The 14,640-nt window shown below is 67.7% G+C and carries 14 protein-coding genes; 9 read left to right on the plus strand and 5 right to left on the minus strand.

The window, feature by feature from the left end; translation table 11 throughout:
- Positions 1 to 38: 38 nt before the first annotated feature.
- From Tchl_RS10870 to ftsB, 4 genes are all read left to right on the plus strand, one after another.
- Positions 39 to 1,676 (plus strand): CTP synthase, encoded by a 1,638-nt coding sequence (locus Tchl_RS10870; RefSeq protein WP_075148428.1) that lies wholly within the window; start codon positions 39 to 41, stop codon positions 1,674 to 1,676.
- 10 nt (positions 1,677 to 1,686) lie between these two features.
- Positions 1,687 to 2,526, plus strand: a complete 840-nt coding sequence (gene kdsA, locus Tchl_RS10875) for a 3-deoxy-8-phosphooctulonate synthase (protein WP_075148429.1) — start codon at positions 1,687 to 1,689, stop codon at positions 2,524 to 2,526.
- A gap of 52 nt (positions 2,527 to 2,578) precedes the next feature.
- Positions 2,579 to 3,862 (plus strand): phosphopyruvate hydratase, encoded by a 1,284-nt coding sequence (gene eno / locus Tchl_RS10880; RefSeq protein WP_075148430.1) that lies wholly within the window; start codon positions 2,579 to 2,581, stop codon positions 3,860 to 3,862.
- 157 nt (positions 3,863 to 4,019) lie between these two features.
- Positions 4,020 to 4,292 (plus strand): cell division protein FtsB, encoded by a 273-nt coding sequence (ftsB, locus tag Tchl_RS10885; protein WP_075148431.1) that lies wholly within the window; start codon positions 4,020 to 4,022, stop codon positions 4,290 to 4,292.
- Between the two features lie 25 nt (positions 4,293 to 4,317).
- On the opposite strand, the gene Tchl_RS10890 is transcribed toward ftsB, so the two are convergent.
- The 3 genes from Tchl_RS10890 to Tchl_RS10900 all read right to left on the minus strand — a co-directional run bounded on the left by Tchl_RS10890 (position 4,318) and on the right by Tchl_RS10900 (position 6,306).
- Positions 4,318 to 4,869, minus strand: a complete 552-nt coding sequence (locus Tchl_RS10890; protein WP_075148432.1) for a C40 family peptidase — start codon at positions 4,867 to 4,869, stop codon at positions 4,318 to 4,320.
- 119 nt (positions 4,870 to 4,988) lie between these two features.
- The gene (locus Tchl_RS10895) at positions 4,989 to 5,747 is read right to left on the minus strand and encodes an SIMPL domain-containing protein (RefSeq protein WP_075148433.1); all 759 of its coding nucleotides are present in this window, start codon (positions 5,745 to 5,747) and stop codon (positions 4,989 to 4,991) included.
- A gap of 4 nt (positions 5,748 to 5,751) precedes the next feature.
- Positions 5,752 to 6,306 carry a gamma carbonic anhydrase family protein gene (locus Tchl_RS10900; RefSeq protein ID WP_075148434.1) on the minus strand — a complete coding sequence of 185 codons (555 nt, stop codon included), beginning with the start codon at positions 6,304 to 6,306 and terminating at the stop codon, positions 5,752 to 5,754.
- A 172-nt stretch (positions 6,307 to 6,478) separates the two neighbouring features.
- Between Tchl_RS10900 and Tchl_RS10905 the strand changes: the two genes are divergently transcribed.
- From Tchl_RS10905 to Tchl_RS10915, 3 genes are all read left to right on the plus strand, one after another.
- Positions 6,479 to 7,324, plus strand: a complete 846-nt coding sequence (locus Tchl_RS10905; protein WP_075148435.1) for a 23S rRNA (adenine(2030)-N(6))-methyltransferase RlmJ — start codon at positions 6,479 to 6,481, stop codon at positions 7,322 to 7,324.
- 98 nt (positions 7,325 to 7,422) lie between these two features.
- Positions 7,423 to 9,003: an inorganic phosphate transporter gene (locus Tchl_RS10910; protein ID WP_075148436.1), complete on the plus strand. Its 1,581-nt coding sequence runs from the start codon at positions 7,423 to 7,425 to the stop codon at positions 9,001 to 9,003.
- Between the two features lie 34 nt (positions 9,004 to 9,037).
- Complete coding sequence (locus Tchl_RS10915; RefSeq protein ID WP_075148437.1) at positions 9,038 to 9,379, plus strand: DUF3301 domain-containing protein; 342 nt, start codon at positions 9,038 to 9,040, stop codon at positions 9,377 to 9,379.
- Positions 9,380 to 9,389: 10 nt separating this feature from the next.
- On the opposite strand, the gene folE is transcribed toward Tchl_RS10915, so the two are convergent.
- Entirely contained in the window at positions 9,390 to 10,022 is a 633-nt protein-coding gene (gene folE, locus Tchl_RS10920; RefSeq protein ID WP_075148438.1) for a GTP cyclohydrolase I FolE, read from the minus strand.
- 133 nt (positions 10,023 to 10,155) lie between these two features.
- On the opposite strand from folE, the gene Tchl_RS10925 reads away from it, so the two are divergent.
- Both Tchl_RS10925 and Tchl_RS10930 read left to right on the plus strand, forming a co-directional pair.
- Positions 10,156 to 10,926 (plus strand): hypothetical protein, encoded by a 771-nt coding sequence (locus Tchl_RS10925; protein WP_075148439.1) that lies wholly within the window; start codon positions 10,156 to 10,158, stop codon positions 10,924 to 10,926.
- Positions 10,926 to 11,492: a YaeQ family protein gene (locus tag Tchl_RS10930; protein WP_075148440.1), complete on the plus strand. Its 567-nt coding sequence runs from the start codon at positions 10,926 to 10,928 to the stop codon at positions 11,490 to 11,492. Before Tchl_RS10925 ends, Tchl_RS10930 begins: the two co-directional genes overlap by 1 nt.
- Here the strand turns inward: Tchl_RS10930 and Tchl_RS10935 are convergent.
- The gene (locus Tchl_RS10935; protein WP_075148441.1) at positions 11,481 to 14,597 is read right to left on the minus strand and encodes an EAL domain-containing protein; all 3,117 of its coding nucleotides are present in this window, start codon (positions 14,595 to 14,597) and stop codon (positions 11,481 to 11,483) included. The genes Tchl_RS10930 and Tchl_RS10935 overlap by 12 nt on opposite strands.
- Positions 14,598 to 14,640: the final 43 nt, after the last annotated feature.

The following is a 14,640-nucleotide window of genomic DNA, read 5'->3' on the forward strand; positions in this document are numbered from 1 at the left end:
CATCGGTTATCATCGCGCTTTCCCGCAGCACATCTCCCATGACCAAATACGTCTTCGTTACCGGCGGTGTCGTGTCCTCCCTGGGCAAAGGCATCGCGGCCGCCTCTTTAGGGGCGATTCTCGAGTCCCGTGGCATCAAGGTCACGCACCTCAAGCTGGACCCCTACATCAACGTCGATCCGGGCACCATGAGCCCGTTCCAGCACGGCGAGGTCTTCGTCACCGAAGACGGCGCCGAGACCGACCTCGATCTCGGTCACTACGAGCGCTTCACCAGCGCCAAGATGAGCCGGCGCAACAACTTCACCACCGGCCAGATCTACGAGGCGGTGATCAAGAAGGAGCGCCGCGGCGAATACCTTGGCAAGACGGTGCAGGTGATCCCGCACATCACCGACGAGATCAAGCAGTACGTCAAGCGCGGCGCCGAAGGCGCCGACGTGGCGATCGTCGAGGTCGGCGGCACGGTGGGCGACATCGAGTCGCTGCCCTTTCTGGAGGCGATCCGCCAGATGGGGATCGAGGAAGGGCGCAGCAGCACCTGCTTCATCCACCTCACCCTGCTGCCCTACATCCCGACCGCGGGCGAACTGAAGACCAAGCCGACCCAGCATTCGGTGAAGGAGCTGCGCGAGATCGGCATCCAGCCCGACATCCTGCTGTGCCGCGCCGACCGCTCGATCCCGGCCGATGAGCGGCGCAAGATCGCGCTGTTCTGCAACGTGATGCCCGAGGCCGTGATCGAGTGCCTCGACGCCGACTCGATCTACAAGATTCCCGGCCAGCTCCACGACCAGATGCTCGACCAGATCGTCTGCCACAAGCTCGACATCCTCGCCCGCGCGGCCGACCTGTCGGTGTGGGAAAAGCTGATCCACGCGCTCGAGCACCCGAAGCAGACGGTCAATGTCGGCTTTGTCGGCAAGTACGTCGACCTCACCGAGTCCTACAAGTCGCTGATCGAGGCGCTCAACCACGCCGGCATGCACACCGAATCGAAGGTGAACATCCACTACATCGACTCCGAGGACATCGAGCGCGACGGCTGCGGCGTGCTCCAGTCCATGGACGCGATCCTGGTGCCGGGCGGCTTCGGCAAGCGCGGCACCGAAGGCAAGATCGCCGCGATCCGTTTCGCACGCGAGAACAAGGTGCCGTATCTGGGGATCTGCCTCGGCATGCAGCTCGCGGTGGTGGAGTTCGCGCGCGACGTCGCCGGCATGGACGGTGCGCACTCGACCGAGTTCGAGCGCGACACCCGCTTCCCGGTGATCGGCCTGATCACCGAATGGAAGGATCGCAGCGGCAGGCTGGAAAAGCGCACCGAGGATTCCGACCTCGGCGGCACGATGCGTCTCGGCGGCCAGCTCTGTCAGCTCGCCGAAGGGACGCTGGCGCGCGAAGTCTACGGCGCGGCCGAGATCATGGAGCGCCACCGCCATCGTTACGAGGTGAACAACTCGCTGCTGGCGAAGCTCGAGGACAAGGGGCTGGTCGTCTCCGGCCGCGCACCGGTCACCGACCTGTGCGAGATGGTCGAGCTGCCCGTCGATGTCCACCCCTGGTTCGTCGGTTGCCAGTTCCACCCCGAGTTCACCTCCAACCCGCGCAAGGGCCATCCGCTGTTCACCGCCTACGTGAAGGCGGCGATCGCGCGCCAGCAGGCCGCGGCCTGAAGGAGCGAGCGTGAAACTGTGTGAGTTCGAAGTCGGCCTCGAGCGGCCGCTGTTCCTGATCGCCGGGCCCTGCGTCGCCGAGTCCGCGCAGATGTGCCTCGACATCGCCGGGCAGATGAAGGAAATCTGCGCGGGGTTGGGCATCCCCTACATCTTCAAGGCGTCCTACGATAAGGCCAACCGCAGCTCGGGCAGGAGCTTCCGCGGCCATGGCATGGATGCCGGGCTGAAGATGCTCGAGGCGGTGAAGACGCAGCTCGGCCTGCCGGTGCTGACCGACGTGCACACGGTCGAGGAGATCCCGGCGGTCGCCTCCGTGGTGGACGTGCTGCAGACCCCGGCCTTCCTGTGCCGCCAGACCGACTTCATCCACGCCGTGGCGGCTGCCGGCAAGCCGGTCAATATCAAGAAAGGCCAGTTCCTCGCTCCGGGCGATATGAAAAACGTCGTCGACAAGGCGAAGGAAGCCAACGGCGGTGCCGACACCCTCATGGTGTGCGAGCGCGGCGCCTCCTTCGGCTACAACAACCTCGTCTCCGACATGCGTTCGCTGGCGATCATGCGCGACACCGGCTGCCCGGTGGTATTCGACGCCACCCACTCGGTGCAGCTGCCGGGCGGCCAGGGCACGGCCTCGGGCGGTCAGCGCGAGTTCGTCCCGGTGCTGGCGCGCGCCGCGGTCGCGGTCGGCGTCGCGGGCCTCTTCATGGAGACTCACCCCGATCCCGCGAAGGCGCTGTCGGACGGCCCCAATGCCTGGCCGCTGTCAAAGATGAAGGCGCTGCTGACCACCCTCAAGGAGATCGATGCGCTGGTCAAGCGCCAGGGCTTCCTCGAAACCACGCTTTGAGTTTCGAACCTCCCGTCGTTTCGAATGATCCGTAACTGCAACAGGACAAGACATGAGTGCAATCGTTGATGTGATCGCCCGCGAGATTCTCGACTCCCGCGGCAACCCCACCGTCGAAGCCGACGTGCTGCTCGAATCCGGCGTGATGGGCCGCGCCGCGGTGCCCTCGGGCGCCTCCACCGGCTCGCGCGAGGCGATCGAGCTGCGCGACGGCGACAAGTCGCGCTTCCTCGGCAAGGGCGTGCTGCGCGCGGTCGAGAACGTGAACACCGAGATCGCCGAGGCCATCATCGGCCTCGACGCCGAGGAGCAGGCCTTCATCGACCGCACCCTGATCGAACTCGACGGCACCGAGAACAAGTCGCGCCTGGGCGCCAACGCCATGCTCGCCGTCTCCATGGCGGTGGCCAAGGCCGCGGCCGAGGAGGCCGGCCTGCCGCTGTACCGCTACTTCGGCGGCGCCAGCCCGATGGTGATGCCGGTGCCGATGATGAACGTCATCAACGGCGGCGAGCACGCCAACAACAGCCTCGACATCCAGGAATGCATGATCATGCCGGTGAGCATGGGCAGCTTCCGCGAGGCCCTGCGCTGCGGCGCCGAGATCTTCCACCACCTGAAGAAGATCGTCGACGCCAAGGGCTACCCGACCACGGTCGGCGACGAGGGCGGCTTCGCCCCCAACGTGGCGGGCACCGAAGAGGCGCTGAACCTGATCCAGGAAGCGATCGTCGCCGCCGGCTACGTGCCCGGCGAGGACGTGCTGCTCGCGCTCGACTGCGCTGCCAGCGAGTTCTACAAGGACGGCCGCTACGAACTGAAGGGCGAAGGCCTGTCGCTGACCGCCGAGGGCTTCACCGACTACCTCGAGACCCTCGCCGACAAGTTCCCGATCGTCTCGATCGAGGACGCCATGGCCGAGGGCGACTGGGACGGCTGGAAGATCCTCACCGAGCGCCTGGGCAAGCGCGTGCAACTGGTGGGCGACGACCTCTTCGTCACCAACACCCAGATCCTCGCGCAGGGCATCGAGCAGGGCGTGGCCAATTCGATCCTGATCAAGATCAACCAGATCGGCACCCTGACCGAGACCTTCGCCGCGGTCGAGATGGCCAAGCTCGCCGGCTACACCGCGGTGATCTCGCACCGCTCGGGCGAGACCGACGACTCGACCATCGCCGACATCGCCGTGGGCCTGCGCGCGATGCAGATCAAGACCGGCTCGCTGAGCCGCTCGGACCGGATCTCCAAGTACAACCAGTTGCTGCGCATCGAGGAAGACCTCGGCGACACCGCCTTCTACCCGGGCAAGCGCGCGTTCTACAATCTGCGCTGACCCCCTGTCGCGGTGAGCGCATGACTGGAAAAGGCCGGCGGTGATCCCGTCGGCCTTTTTGCACCCGGGCCTGCTGCGGACGGGCCTGCGCTTGCAGTCATCCGATCCGCGACGTGCCAATCCACAACACGTCAATCGTGGGAACCCACTTCATACCATGCGCTGGCCGATCCTGATCCTGACCGCACTCGTCGTCCTCCTCCAGTACCCGCTCTGGCTGGGGAAGGGAGGTTGGCTGCAGGTCTGGGAAACCGGTCGCCAGCTGCAGGCGCAGCGCGCGGAGAACCTGCGCCTCGAGCAGCGCAACGCCGGGCTGGAGGCGGAAGTGAATGACCTCAAGTCGGGCAACGAGGCGATCGAGGAACGCGCCCGCTTCGAGCTCGGCCTGACCCGGCCGGGCGAGATCTACGTCCAGACCCCCGGACGTTGAGCGCGGGGGGCTGCCGCGACGGATTTCAGTTGCGGGCCACCAGGGTGCGCGCGCCGTCGATGCGCTGCGCGAAGTAGCGGTTGTCGAGCCGTTCCACCCTGACTGCGCCGCGGCTCGAGGGTGCGTGGATGAAGCGTCCGTCGCCGATGTAGATCCCCATGTGCGAGTGGCGGCGCTGCAAGGTGTTGAAAAATACCAGGTCGCCCGGGCGGAGCGCCTGCAGCGCGATCGGCCGGGTGTGCTCGGCGATCTGCGCCGCGTTGTGCGGCAGGCGCTGTCCGCTGATGTTCTCGACGATGTAGGCGACCATGCCGCTGCAGTCGAGGCCGGCTTCCGGATTGCGCCCGCCGAAGCGGTAGCCGGTGTCGAGCAGGCCGAGCGCGAACAGCACCATCTCGCCCGCCTGATCTTCGCCTGCGAGGGCGAAGTAGGTTCCGCCTCCAGCCGGGGCGGTAGCGTTCGTGCCAGGGCGTGGGGCGACGGGGGTCGAACTGCAGCCGGCGAGGAGCGCAAACCCGATTGCGGCGGCGAGGACGACCGGGAGACGAAGCGTCCGGAGAGACAGGAGCGAGCTCATGGCGGCAACGATAAGCCGGACTGCGGTACCCGGTCTACTGCGGCGGTGGGGTCTCATGCAGCCGGTTTCGGGGATGTCGGTCGCGCCCGGGCGCAAGGTCTGGCGCTTGCGCGCTGGCGTCAGTCGATGAGTTCGATGCGCCCGCTGACGTGCACCGAGATCTGGCTTTCGCCGCCTTCGAGCGGCGCCGGGGCAGCCTCGGCGGCGAGCGCTGCAACCCGCATGCGGGGCAGGACCGGAGGCGGCAGGTCGCTGTCGCCGACGCTGAGGTGGGCGATGCGGTAGCGCCTGCCGAGCGTTCCGGCGATCAGTTCGGCACGCTGCTCGAATGCGCGCAGGGCCGCGACGGTTGCGGCGTCGGCCGCGGCACGGCGGGTTTCGGGGCTCGGCTGGAGGATGATCTGCGACAGCGCGAGGCTGTTCTGCAGCGTGCCCACGAGCTCGGACATCGCCGCCAGCTTGCGGCTTTCGAGGCGGATTTCGGAGCGCATGCGCCAGGCCTCGATCCGCCCTTCGCCATCCTTGGCATACACCGGCCAGGTCGAGGTGTTGCCCGAGCGGGTGCTGACGTCGGCATGGGATGCGGCGAGCTGCAGCGCTGCGGCCACGCGGCGGTTGAGTTCGCTTGCCACCGCTGCCGGGGTGGGTGCGTTGTGTTCGGCGTAGAGGATGGCGATGGCGAGGTCGTTGGCCGCGCTCCGCTCGGCGGTCACCGAGAGGTCGACGGTCGGTGCAGCGGGCTTCGCTTGCATTGCCTGCGCGGGCTGTGCAATCGCCGGCGAGGCGGACCAGGACTGCAGCGCGATCGCCGCCAGCAGCGCGGCGGCGCGCAGTTGGGTACGGGCGGCGCCGGTGCGCGGGAGGGCGGGGGCGGCCATCGCCTCAGTCCGCGGGGCGCCGGATCACGCTCGTCGGTTCGAGCGCGCGCAACCCGCTCGCGTACTGGCGGGCATTGTCGACGTAATTGTGCGCATTGTGGATCGAGTGGGCGACGTCCTCGTCACTGAGGGTGCGAATGATGCGCCCGGGCGAGCCGACGACCAGCGAGCGGTCGGGAATCACCCGGCCTTCCGGGATCAGGGTGTTCGCGCCGACGATGCAGTTCTTGCCGATGACCGCATTGTTGAGCAGCACCGCGTTGATCCCGATCAGGCTGCCGTCGCCGACCGTGCACCCGTGCAGCATGGCCATGTGGCCGACGGTGACGTTGTTGCCGATGGTGAGCGGCACGCCGTCGTCGGTGTGCAGCACCGAGCCGTCCTGGATGTTGGTGTTGTCGCCGATCCGGATCGGGTCGTTGTCGCCGCGGATGACCACGTTGTACCAGACGCTGACGTTGCGCCCCGCCTCGACTTCGCCGATTACCGTCGCGTTGTGGGCGATCCAGCTTCCGTCGCCGAAGCTCGGCGTACGTTCGCCCAAGGCATAGATGCTCATGTTCGTTCTCGCTATCTGTCTCTCGCTGCACGGTCTTCGCAGCCGGGGGCGCATCATAACAAGGGTGCGATCCGGTGCAAACCCAGCGGCAGGGCGATGTCGCTGATCTGTCTGGAGATTTCCCGGGGCAGCGTGGCGGTGCTAGGATGCGGGCCGCACAGGGAAAGCCTTCATGCTCAGCTATCGTCACGCCTTTCATGCCGGCAACCACGCCGACGTCCTCAAGCATGTGGTTCTGCTCGAACTGCTCGCCTATTTCAACCGCAAGGACAAGCCCTGGTATTACATCGACACCCATGGCGGCGGCGGCTGTTACGCGCTCATGAGCGCGCAGGCGGAAAAAAACGCCGAATTCACCGACGGCATCGGCCGCCTGTGGGCGCGCGAAGACCTGCCCGAGCCGGTCGCGGCTTATGTCGCGGCGGTGCGCCAGTTCAACCCCCAGGGGCGCCTGCTGTTCTACCCGGGCTCGCCGGCACTGGCGATGACGGCCGCGCGCAGCCAGGACCGCCTGCGCCTGTTCGAGCTCCATCCGGCCGATTTCGAGTCTTTGCAGCGCACTTTCGCCGCCGAGAGCATGCGCGTGCAGGTGAGCCGGAGCGACGGCTTCGCCGCCCTTAAAAGCCTGCTGCCGCCGCCCTCGCGCCGCGCGCTGGCGCTGATCGACCCGCCTTACGAGCTGAAGGAAGACTACCGGCGCGCGGTCGAGGTGCTGCGCGATGCGATGCGCCGTTTTCCGACCGGGACCTATGCGCTGTGGTATCCGATGCTGAGCCGCGGCGAGGCCCGCGCCCTCCCGGGCCGGCTGGCCGAACTGGGTGCGCAGAGCTGGCTGGATGTGCGGCTGGCGGTCCGCAGCCCGCCGCGCGACGGGTTCGGCATGTTCGGCAGCGGACTCTACATCGTCAATCCGCCCTGGGTGCTGCCCGCGAGGCTGGAGGCGATGATGCCCTGGCTGGTCGAGCGTCTGGCGCTCGACGAGGGCGCGGGCTTCGATCTCGAGCACCACATCGAGTGAGCGCCGGGGGGAATTTTCACGTTGCGGCGCACGATCGGATTGGGCAGGCGCAATTTTTCTGAAACAATACGCGCTTTCGTATCGACCGGAATCCCATTGTGGACCTGCAGCAAATCAGCGAACTCGAGCGCGCCGCCCGAACGGGGCGGGGTGAATTACTGAGGCTCGGGATCGGCGTCCTCTTCATCGTCGGGGTGATGTTCTATGCCGGTATGCGAGGCAACGGCGAAACCAGTCTGATCCTGGTGATGGCGGCGATGATCGGCGGCTATATGGCGATGAACATCGGCGCCAACGACGTCGCCAACAACGTCGGCCCGGCGGTCGGCTCGCGGGCGTTGAGCCTGGCCGGCGCCCTGGTGATCGCCGCCGTGTTCGAGGCCGCCGGCGCGCTGATCGCCGGTGGCGAAGTGGTCGGCACCATCCGCAACGGCATCATCGACCCCGATCTCATCCCCGACGCCGACACTTTCGTCTGGATCATGCTCGCCGCGCTGCTCGCCGGCGCGCTGTGGCTGAACATCGCCACCGCGGTGGGAGCGCCGGTGTCGACGACGCACTCGATCGTCGGTGCCGTGCTCGGCTCGGGCATGGCGGCGGCCGGTCCTGCCATCGTCGACTGGGCGACGATGGGCAATATCGCGGCGAGCTGGGTGGTTTCGCCGCTGCTCGGCGGCCTGTTCGCCGCCGGCTTCCTGTACCTGGTCAAGCGCAGCATCACCTACCAGCCCGACATGGCCGAAGCCGCGCGCCGGATGGTGCCGCTGCTGGTCGGGCTGATGGCGTGGACGTTCGCCACCTACCTGATCCTGAAAGGCCTCAACAAGGTGTGGAAGGTGGGCTTCGTCGCCGCGCTCGGCTATGGCTTCGTCGTCGGCATCGGCGTCACCCTGCTGGTGAGGAAGCTGGTGTCGGGGCGAAGCGGCATCGTCGCCAATACCAAACAGAGCGTGAACCGGCTGTTCACCGTGCCGCTGATCTTCGCCGCGGCGCTGCTCAGCTTCGCCCACGGCTCGAACGACGTCGCCAACGCGGTCGGGCCGCTGGCGGCGATCGTCGATGTCGTTACCCACGAGGGCGTCATCAGCAAGGCGGCGGCGATCCCCACCTGGGTGATGATGGTCGGTGCGGTCGGGATTGCGCTCGGGCTGGCGCTGTTCGGCCCCAAGGTGATCCGCACGGTGGGCTCGGAGATCACCGAGCTCGACCAGATGCGGGCCTATTGCATCGCAATGGCAGCGACGATCACGGTGATCGTCGCCAGCCAGTTCGGCCTGCCGGTCAGCTCGACCCACATCGCGGTGGGCGGGGTGTTCGGGGTGGGCTTTCTGCGCGAGTACCTCAAGAGCAATTACGACCGGATGCTGTCCGAGATCAAGGCGCACCACCCCGAAGGCGATCAGGTGGCGATCGAAGGCTTCATCGCGCGCTTCGAAAAAGCCTCAGTGGAAGAAAAAGGGGTGATGCTGCGCGATCTCAAGGAGCGTTCGAAGAACGCCGAGGACCCCGCGCATTTTTCCAAGGGCGAGCGCAAGAACCTGAAGAAGGTCTACCGCCGCGAGCTGGTCAAGCGTTCGCAGCTGCTGCGCATCGCCGCCGCCTGGGTGATCACCGTGCCGGCCTCGGCGCTGATGGCGGCGATCCTCTTCTTCACCATCCGCGGCATGATGGTGTCTTGAGCCCGGCGGCCGGGCGGGGGCAGGTGTTGCGCGCATGAACCTGGCTGAAATCGCCGCGCTGCTGGCGCTGGGCGGGGTGGCGTGGTTCTGGCTCGACAGCCTCAAGGCGCGCGAGGCCGGGGTGCTGGCAGCACGGCGCGCCTGCGCGCGCGAAGGGGTGCAGTTCCTCGACGAAACCGTCGTCGGCCGCGGCCTCCGTCTGGCGCGCGACGAGCGTGGCCACATGGTGCTGCGGCGCGCCTATGAGTTCGAATACTCGCTCACCGGCAATGACCGCCATCACGGCAGCGTGGTGCTCGAAGGGCGGGAGGTGACGCTGGTCGATGTGAGCGCCCATCGACCGCCGGCGTCGGCGGTCGTCGTCGATCTGCGCTGAAGCTGCCCGCTCAGCTGCGGCGATGTTCGATGGCGCGCAGGAATTCGGCGCGCGACTGGGGCGAGCGTTCGAATTCGCCGCAGAAGGCCTGGGTGATCACGCGCTCGTCGCCGCGCCGGTCCTCGCCGAGAAGCAGGCACAGCTGTTCGGCTTCGATCACGCACGCCGCACCGGCGGCCTTGCCGTGCGTCATCAGGGCTTCGGCGATGTCGCGCGTCATCCATTCCTGGTAAGTGAAGCGGTGCCCGATCGCATCGACGAGGCGGGCGATGCGGCCGAAGCCGTGAAGCCGTCCTCCCGGCAGGTAGGCGACGTGGGCAAGGCCGCGGAAAGGCACGAGGTGGTGTGGACAGACGCCATGCACGGCGATGCCGCGCACCACCACCATGTCCCGGCGCGGGTCCTCGAAGCCGTCGCCGAGCACTTCGGCCGGATCGAGGTCGTAGCCGCCGAGCAGGCGGTGCTGCCACAGCTCGCGCACGCGCTGGGCGGTGCGCCCGGTGTGCGAAGTGTCGGGCGCGACGCCGCAGGCGCGCAGCAGATCGAGCACGGCCTGCTCGAACGCGGCGGGGTCGAAGTCGCCGCTGCGGGCGATCCCTATTGTCCGTGGCCGGGGAGTGGCCGGGGGTTCGTGTGTGTCCATGGCTGCATGTCTGGCGGCACCTGTGCGCCGGGAGTTCCGATGATACGCGCCCCCGCTGCCGATGCCGACCGCTTCGCGGATTGCCTCTGCGCCAGCGGGTGGGCACAATGGGCGCCTTTTCACGGTGCCCCTCATGACTCCTTCCGACTCCGTCCTGCCCGCCGACCCGCTCGCCGCGCAGGTCGACGACGCCGCCCAGCGTCAGGCCGCGCGGCTGGCGCAGGATGCGTTTGCACGCGTGTTCCGCCTCAGCGTGTCGGAAAGCGATGCGGCCCGTCGCAAGGGGGTGGCCGAACTGCACGCGGAGCTGCGCGACTGGGCCGTTGCCGGAGCGGGCGAGGAAGCGCGCGCGTTGCGCCTGGCCCTGCTGCTGTCCGGGATGGACCAGTGGGGGCTGGCGTGGAGCCAGGCCTTCGGGTTGGTGGCGATCCCCGGCCTGAGCGAACTGGTCGGCGCCTTGCGTACCGGGCTCGATGCGCAGGCCGAGGCACGCTTTCTGCGACAGTTCGAGGCGCTCGCTACGGCCGAGGAGCGCGCCATCGATTTCAAGGTGGAGCTGCGCCGGGGCCTTCACCTGGCCTTGTGGCACGCTGCGATCGCCGCCGAAGACCGCGACCAGGCGCTGCGCCTGGCCGGCCAGCTCGGCAGCCAGCTGCTGGCCCTGGTGCGCGACATGCCGCAGGCCGGCTGGCGCCTGGTCGCCGACGCCCTCGCCTTCATCCAGATCCGTTGCCTGGCCGATGGCCTTGCCGCCGAAGGGGTGGCCCAGGAGGCGACCCAGGCCTTGTTCGCCGCGCTCGCGCGCGAATTGCCGAAAGCGCTCGGCGAGCGCGTGATGGCCCACGCCGCGCGTGCGGTGATCGCCTGGCAGCAGGCCGAACACGCCGCCGGGCAGGTGCACTGATGGCGCTCAAGGCCACGATCTTCAAGGCCGAGATCCAGGTCGCCGACATCGACCGCGGCCACTATGCCGACTATGCGCTGACCCTGGCGCGCCACCCGTCGGAAACCGACGAGCGGATGATGGTGCGCCTGCTCGCGTTTGCGCTGTTCGCCGACCCTATGCTCGGTTTCGGCAAGGGCTTGTGCGTCGATGATGAACCCGACCTGTGGCAGAAGGATCTGACCGGTGCCATCGAGCGCTGGATCGACGTCGGCCAGCCCGACGAGAAGTGGGTGCGCAAGGCCTGCGGGCGGGCCCGAGAAGTGGTCGTCGTCGCCTACGGGCGCGCGCTCGAGGTGTGGTGGAACGGTGTCCGGGGGCGGCTCGAGCGCCAGCCCGGGCTGCAGCTGATCGCGCTCGACCGCGACGCCAGCGCCGAGCTGGCGAAGCTCGCCGAGCGCACGATGCGCCTGCAGTTCAGCATCCAGGACGGCCAGGTGTGGGTCACCAACGGGCGCGCCACGGCGAGCATCGAGCCGCGCTGGCTGGTAGGCGAGCGGCGGCGGGTCGAAGGCTCAGGCGACTGAGGGTTCGAGCCGGGGGCTGTCGCGATCGGCGTGCCATGACAGCCAGCCGGCGATGTGCTCGGCTGGCATCGGCCGCGCGATACCATAGCCCTGGCCGAGGCGGCAGCCGAGTGCGCGCAGCGCGGCAGCGTGCTCGGGCGTTTCCACCCCTTCGGCGATGACCTCGCGGCCGAAGGCCTCGGCGAGCTGGATCACGCTCTGCACGATGGCGCGGTCGTCAGCGTCCTCGAGCATGTCGAGCACGAAGCTGCGGTCGATCTTCAGGCGGTCGACCGGGAGCTGGCGGAAATATTTCAATGATGCGTAACCGGTGCCGAAGTCGTCCAGCGCCAGGCGCACGCCCAGGGCGTGGCAGGTGCGCAGGGCCTCGAGCGCGGTGTCCATGTCGTCGATCGCGGTGGATTCGAGGATTTCGAGCTCGAGCTGGTGCGGTCGCACTTCGGGGTGGCGGGCAAGAAGCTGCTTGAGTCGTTCGGGAAAATCCGGCTGCAGCAGATGGTTGGCGCCGATGTTGACGCTGGCCGACAGCGGATGTCCGGCGTGCGCCCAGGCTTCGATCTGGCTCAGTGCGGTGTCGATCACCCACTCTCCGAGGGCGGTTTCGAGCGCCGTGCCTTCGATATAGGACAGGAAGCTGGCGGGCGGCAGCAGGCCTTCTTCGGGGTGCAGCCAGCGGATCAGCGCCTCGGTGCCGATGATTTCGCCGGTGACCATGTTCACCTGGGGTTGGTAATAAAGGATGAACTCGCGCGCCTGCAATGCCTGCTCGAGCCGGGTGTAGCGCTGCCTGCGGTTGATCAGTTCCACTTCGATCCCCGGATCGAACATCTGGATGCAGTTGCGCCCGTGCTGCTTGGCCCGGTACATCGCCTGGTCGGCGTGGCGCAGCAAGGTGTCGGGGTCGGCGTCGTCCTCCGGGAACAGCGTCGCGCCGATGCTGACCGATACGGCGATGGTCTCGGTGCCGATCCGGATGGGGGCGCTGACCGCATCCAGTACGCGTTCGAGCACCTTGGTGTTGACCACTTCCTCGAGCAGCAGGACGAACTCATCGCCGCCGAGCCGGGCCACGGTGTCGCTGCCGCGCAGCATGGTCGTCAGCCGCTGGACGGTGGTCACCAGCACGCGGTCGCCGATTTCGTGCCCGTAGCTGTCGTTGATCGGCTTGAATTCGTCGAGGTCGAGTACGCACACGGCGAGCGGCCTGCCGCTGCGCCGGGCACGGCTGATGGCCTGGCGCAGGCGCTCGTCGAGCAGGCGGCGGTTGGGCGCGCCGGTGAGCGGGTCGAAGTGGGCGATGCGCTTGAGTTCCTCTTCGTGGCGCTTGAGGCGGCTGATATCCACGAACACCGCCACGTGGTGGCTCAGCAGCCCGTTGTCGTCCTTGACCCTGCTGATGGAGAGGATTTCGGCATATTCCTCGCCGTTTTTGCGCCGGTTCCAGATTTCACCCTGCCAGTGGTCGGTCTCGTTCAGCGCCGCCCACATCCTGCGGTAGAACTCGGTGTCGTGCCGCCCGGAGCGCAGGATGGAGGGCGTTGTGCCGAGGGCTTCCTCGCGGGTATACCCGGTGATGCGGGTGAAGGCGGGGTTGACGTCGATGATCCGGTTGTCGGCGTCGGTGATGACGATCGCCTCGTAGCTGCTGGAGAACACGTTGGCCGCCAGGCGCAGCCTTTCTTCGTTGCGCTTGCGCCCCGAGATGTCGATCTGGGCACCGACCACCAGCTGCGGGCGGCCGGCGTCGTTGTGTCGCAACACCAGCGCGCGGTCGTGCACCCAGACCCAGTGCCCGGCCTGGTGGCGCAGGCGCAGGTCCTGTTCGTAGTATGAGGTTTCGCCGTTCAGGTGGCCGACCAGGGCGGTTTCGACCCGGGCCAGATCGTCGGGATGGACGAGGGTACGCCATCGGTCAAGGTTGAGCGTGAGGCGCTCTTCGCCGCCCAGGCCGAGCATCTCCGCCCAGCGCCGGTCGACCCGGCGCTCACCGCTGCCGACGTCCCATTCCCAGCTGCCGGCACGGGTGGCTTCGACGATGTTGCCCAGGTGCCGGTGTTCGAATTCCAGTTCGGCGGCGAGGGTCTTCATCCGGATATGCGCCCACAGCAGGCGCAACAGCAGCAGGACGAGGGCGGCTGTGGCCAGCGCGACGGCGAGCAGCTTGAAGCGGTAGCGCGTCCACACGTCGTCCCAGGTGAACACGGGGGCGGCCTCGAACGGCGGCAGGCGCAGTTCGCGCAGGAGGGTTTCGACGTCCGAGTAGTCGGCCGCCACGGTGAAACCCTGGATCGCGGCGGCTTGTGCGGCGGGGTGTTCGGCGGGCAGCAGCAGCGCGAGGGCGCCGATCTTGCGGACCATGCTTTCGTCGGCGTGGGGTAGGGCGACGAGCGGCCACTCCGGGTAGAGGCGGGTGGAGGCGACGTAGGGGTAGTTGGGCGGGGACTGGCGGTTGATGACCTGGAGGGCGGAGACTTCGGGGTGTCCTTCGCGGATCAGCTGCTCGAGGAGCCCGGTGCGGATGAAGGCGGCATCGGCTTCGCCGGCGATCACGGCGAACACGGCGCTGTCCTGTTCCTGGTCGAGGGGCTTGAGGCGCAAGGTTTCCGGACCGACGCCGGCGGCCTTGAGCTCGAGCGCCTGGGCGGCAAAGGTGGCGAGGAAATTGGCGCTGGAAGTGGCGATGACCTTGCCCTTGAGGTCTTCGAGGCGGCGGATCGCCGGGTTGTCCGAACGGGCGACGATGACCCCGCCGTAGGTCGAGACCGGGCGGCCGTAGTCCAGGTTGACCTGGGTTGCGATCGCGCCGGAGAGCTCGTTTTCTGCCCGCAGGGCGATGAAATGCGCCGGGTTGGTGAGGACCAGATCGAGCTCGTGACCTTGCAGCGCGGCCTGCATTTCGGCCTGGTCGAGAACGCGCAGGCGGACCTCTCGACCCCCTAGTCCGTCGCTGAGATAGTCCGCGAAAGGGCGCCAGGCGGCCTCGATGATGGGTTTCGGGCGGAGGGCGAAGACGCCCAGTGTGAGCGGCGCTGCGTCCGCGGCGGCGGCCATCCCGGCGCAAAGGGCAAGCACGAGCGCGCTGAAGTATCGGAGCAAACGCGTCATCGCCCGTCGTGGCCTCCTGCCGCAGTGGCGGGAGCGGTGACGG

Origin of the sequence: Thauera chlorobenzoica, assembly GCF_001922305.1 — a bacterium.
Classification (GTDB): Bacteria; Pseudomonadota; Gammaproteobacteria; order Burkholderiales; family Rhodocyclaceae; genus Thauera; species Thauera chlorobenzoica.

Excerpts from the sequence above, each read along its gene's own strand:
- Tchl_RS10890 (WP_075148432.1), bottom strand. The coding sequence starts at position 4,869 with ATGAGCTCGCTCCTGTCTCTCCGGACGCTTCGTCTCCCGGTCGTCCTC.
- Tchl_RS10915 (WP_075148437.1), top strand. The coding sequence starts at position 9,038 with ATGAACCTGGCTGAAATCGCCGCGCTGCTGGCGCTGGGCGGGGTGGCG.
- Tchl_RS10935 (WP_075148441.1), bottom strand. The coding sequence starts at position 14,597 with ATGACGCGTTTGCTCCGATACTTCAGCGCGCTCGTGCTTGCCCTTTGC.
- Tchl_RS10900 (WP_075148434.1), bottom strand. The coding sequence starts at position 6,306 with ATGAGCATCTATGCCTTGGGCGAACGTACGCCGAGCTTCGGCGACGGA.
- eno (WP_075148430.1), top strand. The coding sequence starts at position 2,579 with ATGAGTGCAATCGTTGATGTGATCGCCCGCGAGATTCTCGACTCCCGC.
- Tchl_RS10895 (WP_075148433.1), bottom strand. The coding sequence starts at position 5,747 with ATGGCCGCCCCCGCCCTCCCGCGCACCGGCGCCGCCCGTACCCAACTG.
- Tchl_RS10925 (WP_075148439.1), top strand. The coding sequence starts at position 10,156 with ATGACTCCTTCCGACTCCGTCCTGCCCGCCGACCCGCTCGCCGCGCAG.
- Tchl_RS10930 (WP_075148440.1), top strand. The coding sequence starts at position 10,926 with ATGGCGCTCAAGGCCACGATCTTCAAGGCCGAGATCCAGGTCGCCGAC.
- ftsB (WP_075148431.1), top strand. The coding sequence starts at position 4,020 with ATGCGCTGGCCGATCCTGATCCTGACCGCACTCGTCGTCCTCCTCCAG.
- Tchl_RS10905 (WP_075148435.1), top strand. The coding sequence starts at position 6,479 with ATGCTCAGCTATCGTCACGCCTTTCATGCCGGCAACCACGCCGACGTC.
- Tchl_RS10870 (WP_075148428.1), top strand. The coding sequence starts at position 39 with ATGACCAAATACGTCTTCGTTACCGGCGGTGTCGTGTCCTCCCTGGGC.
- folE (WP_075148438.1), bottom strand. The coding sequence starts at position 10,022 with ATGGACACACACGAACCCCCGGCCACTCCCCGGCCACGGACAATAGGG.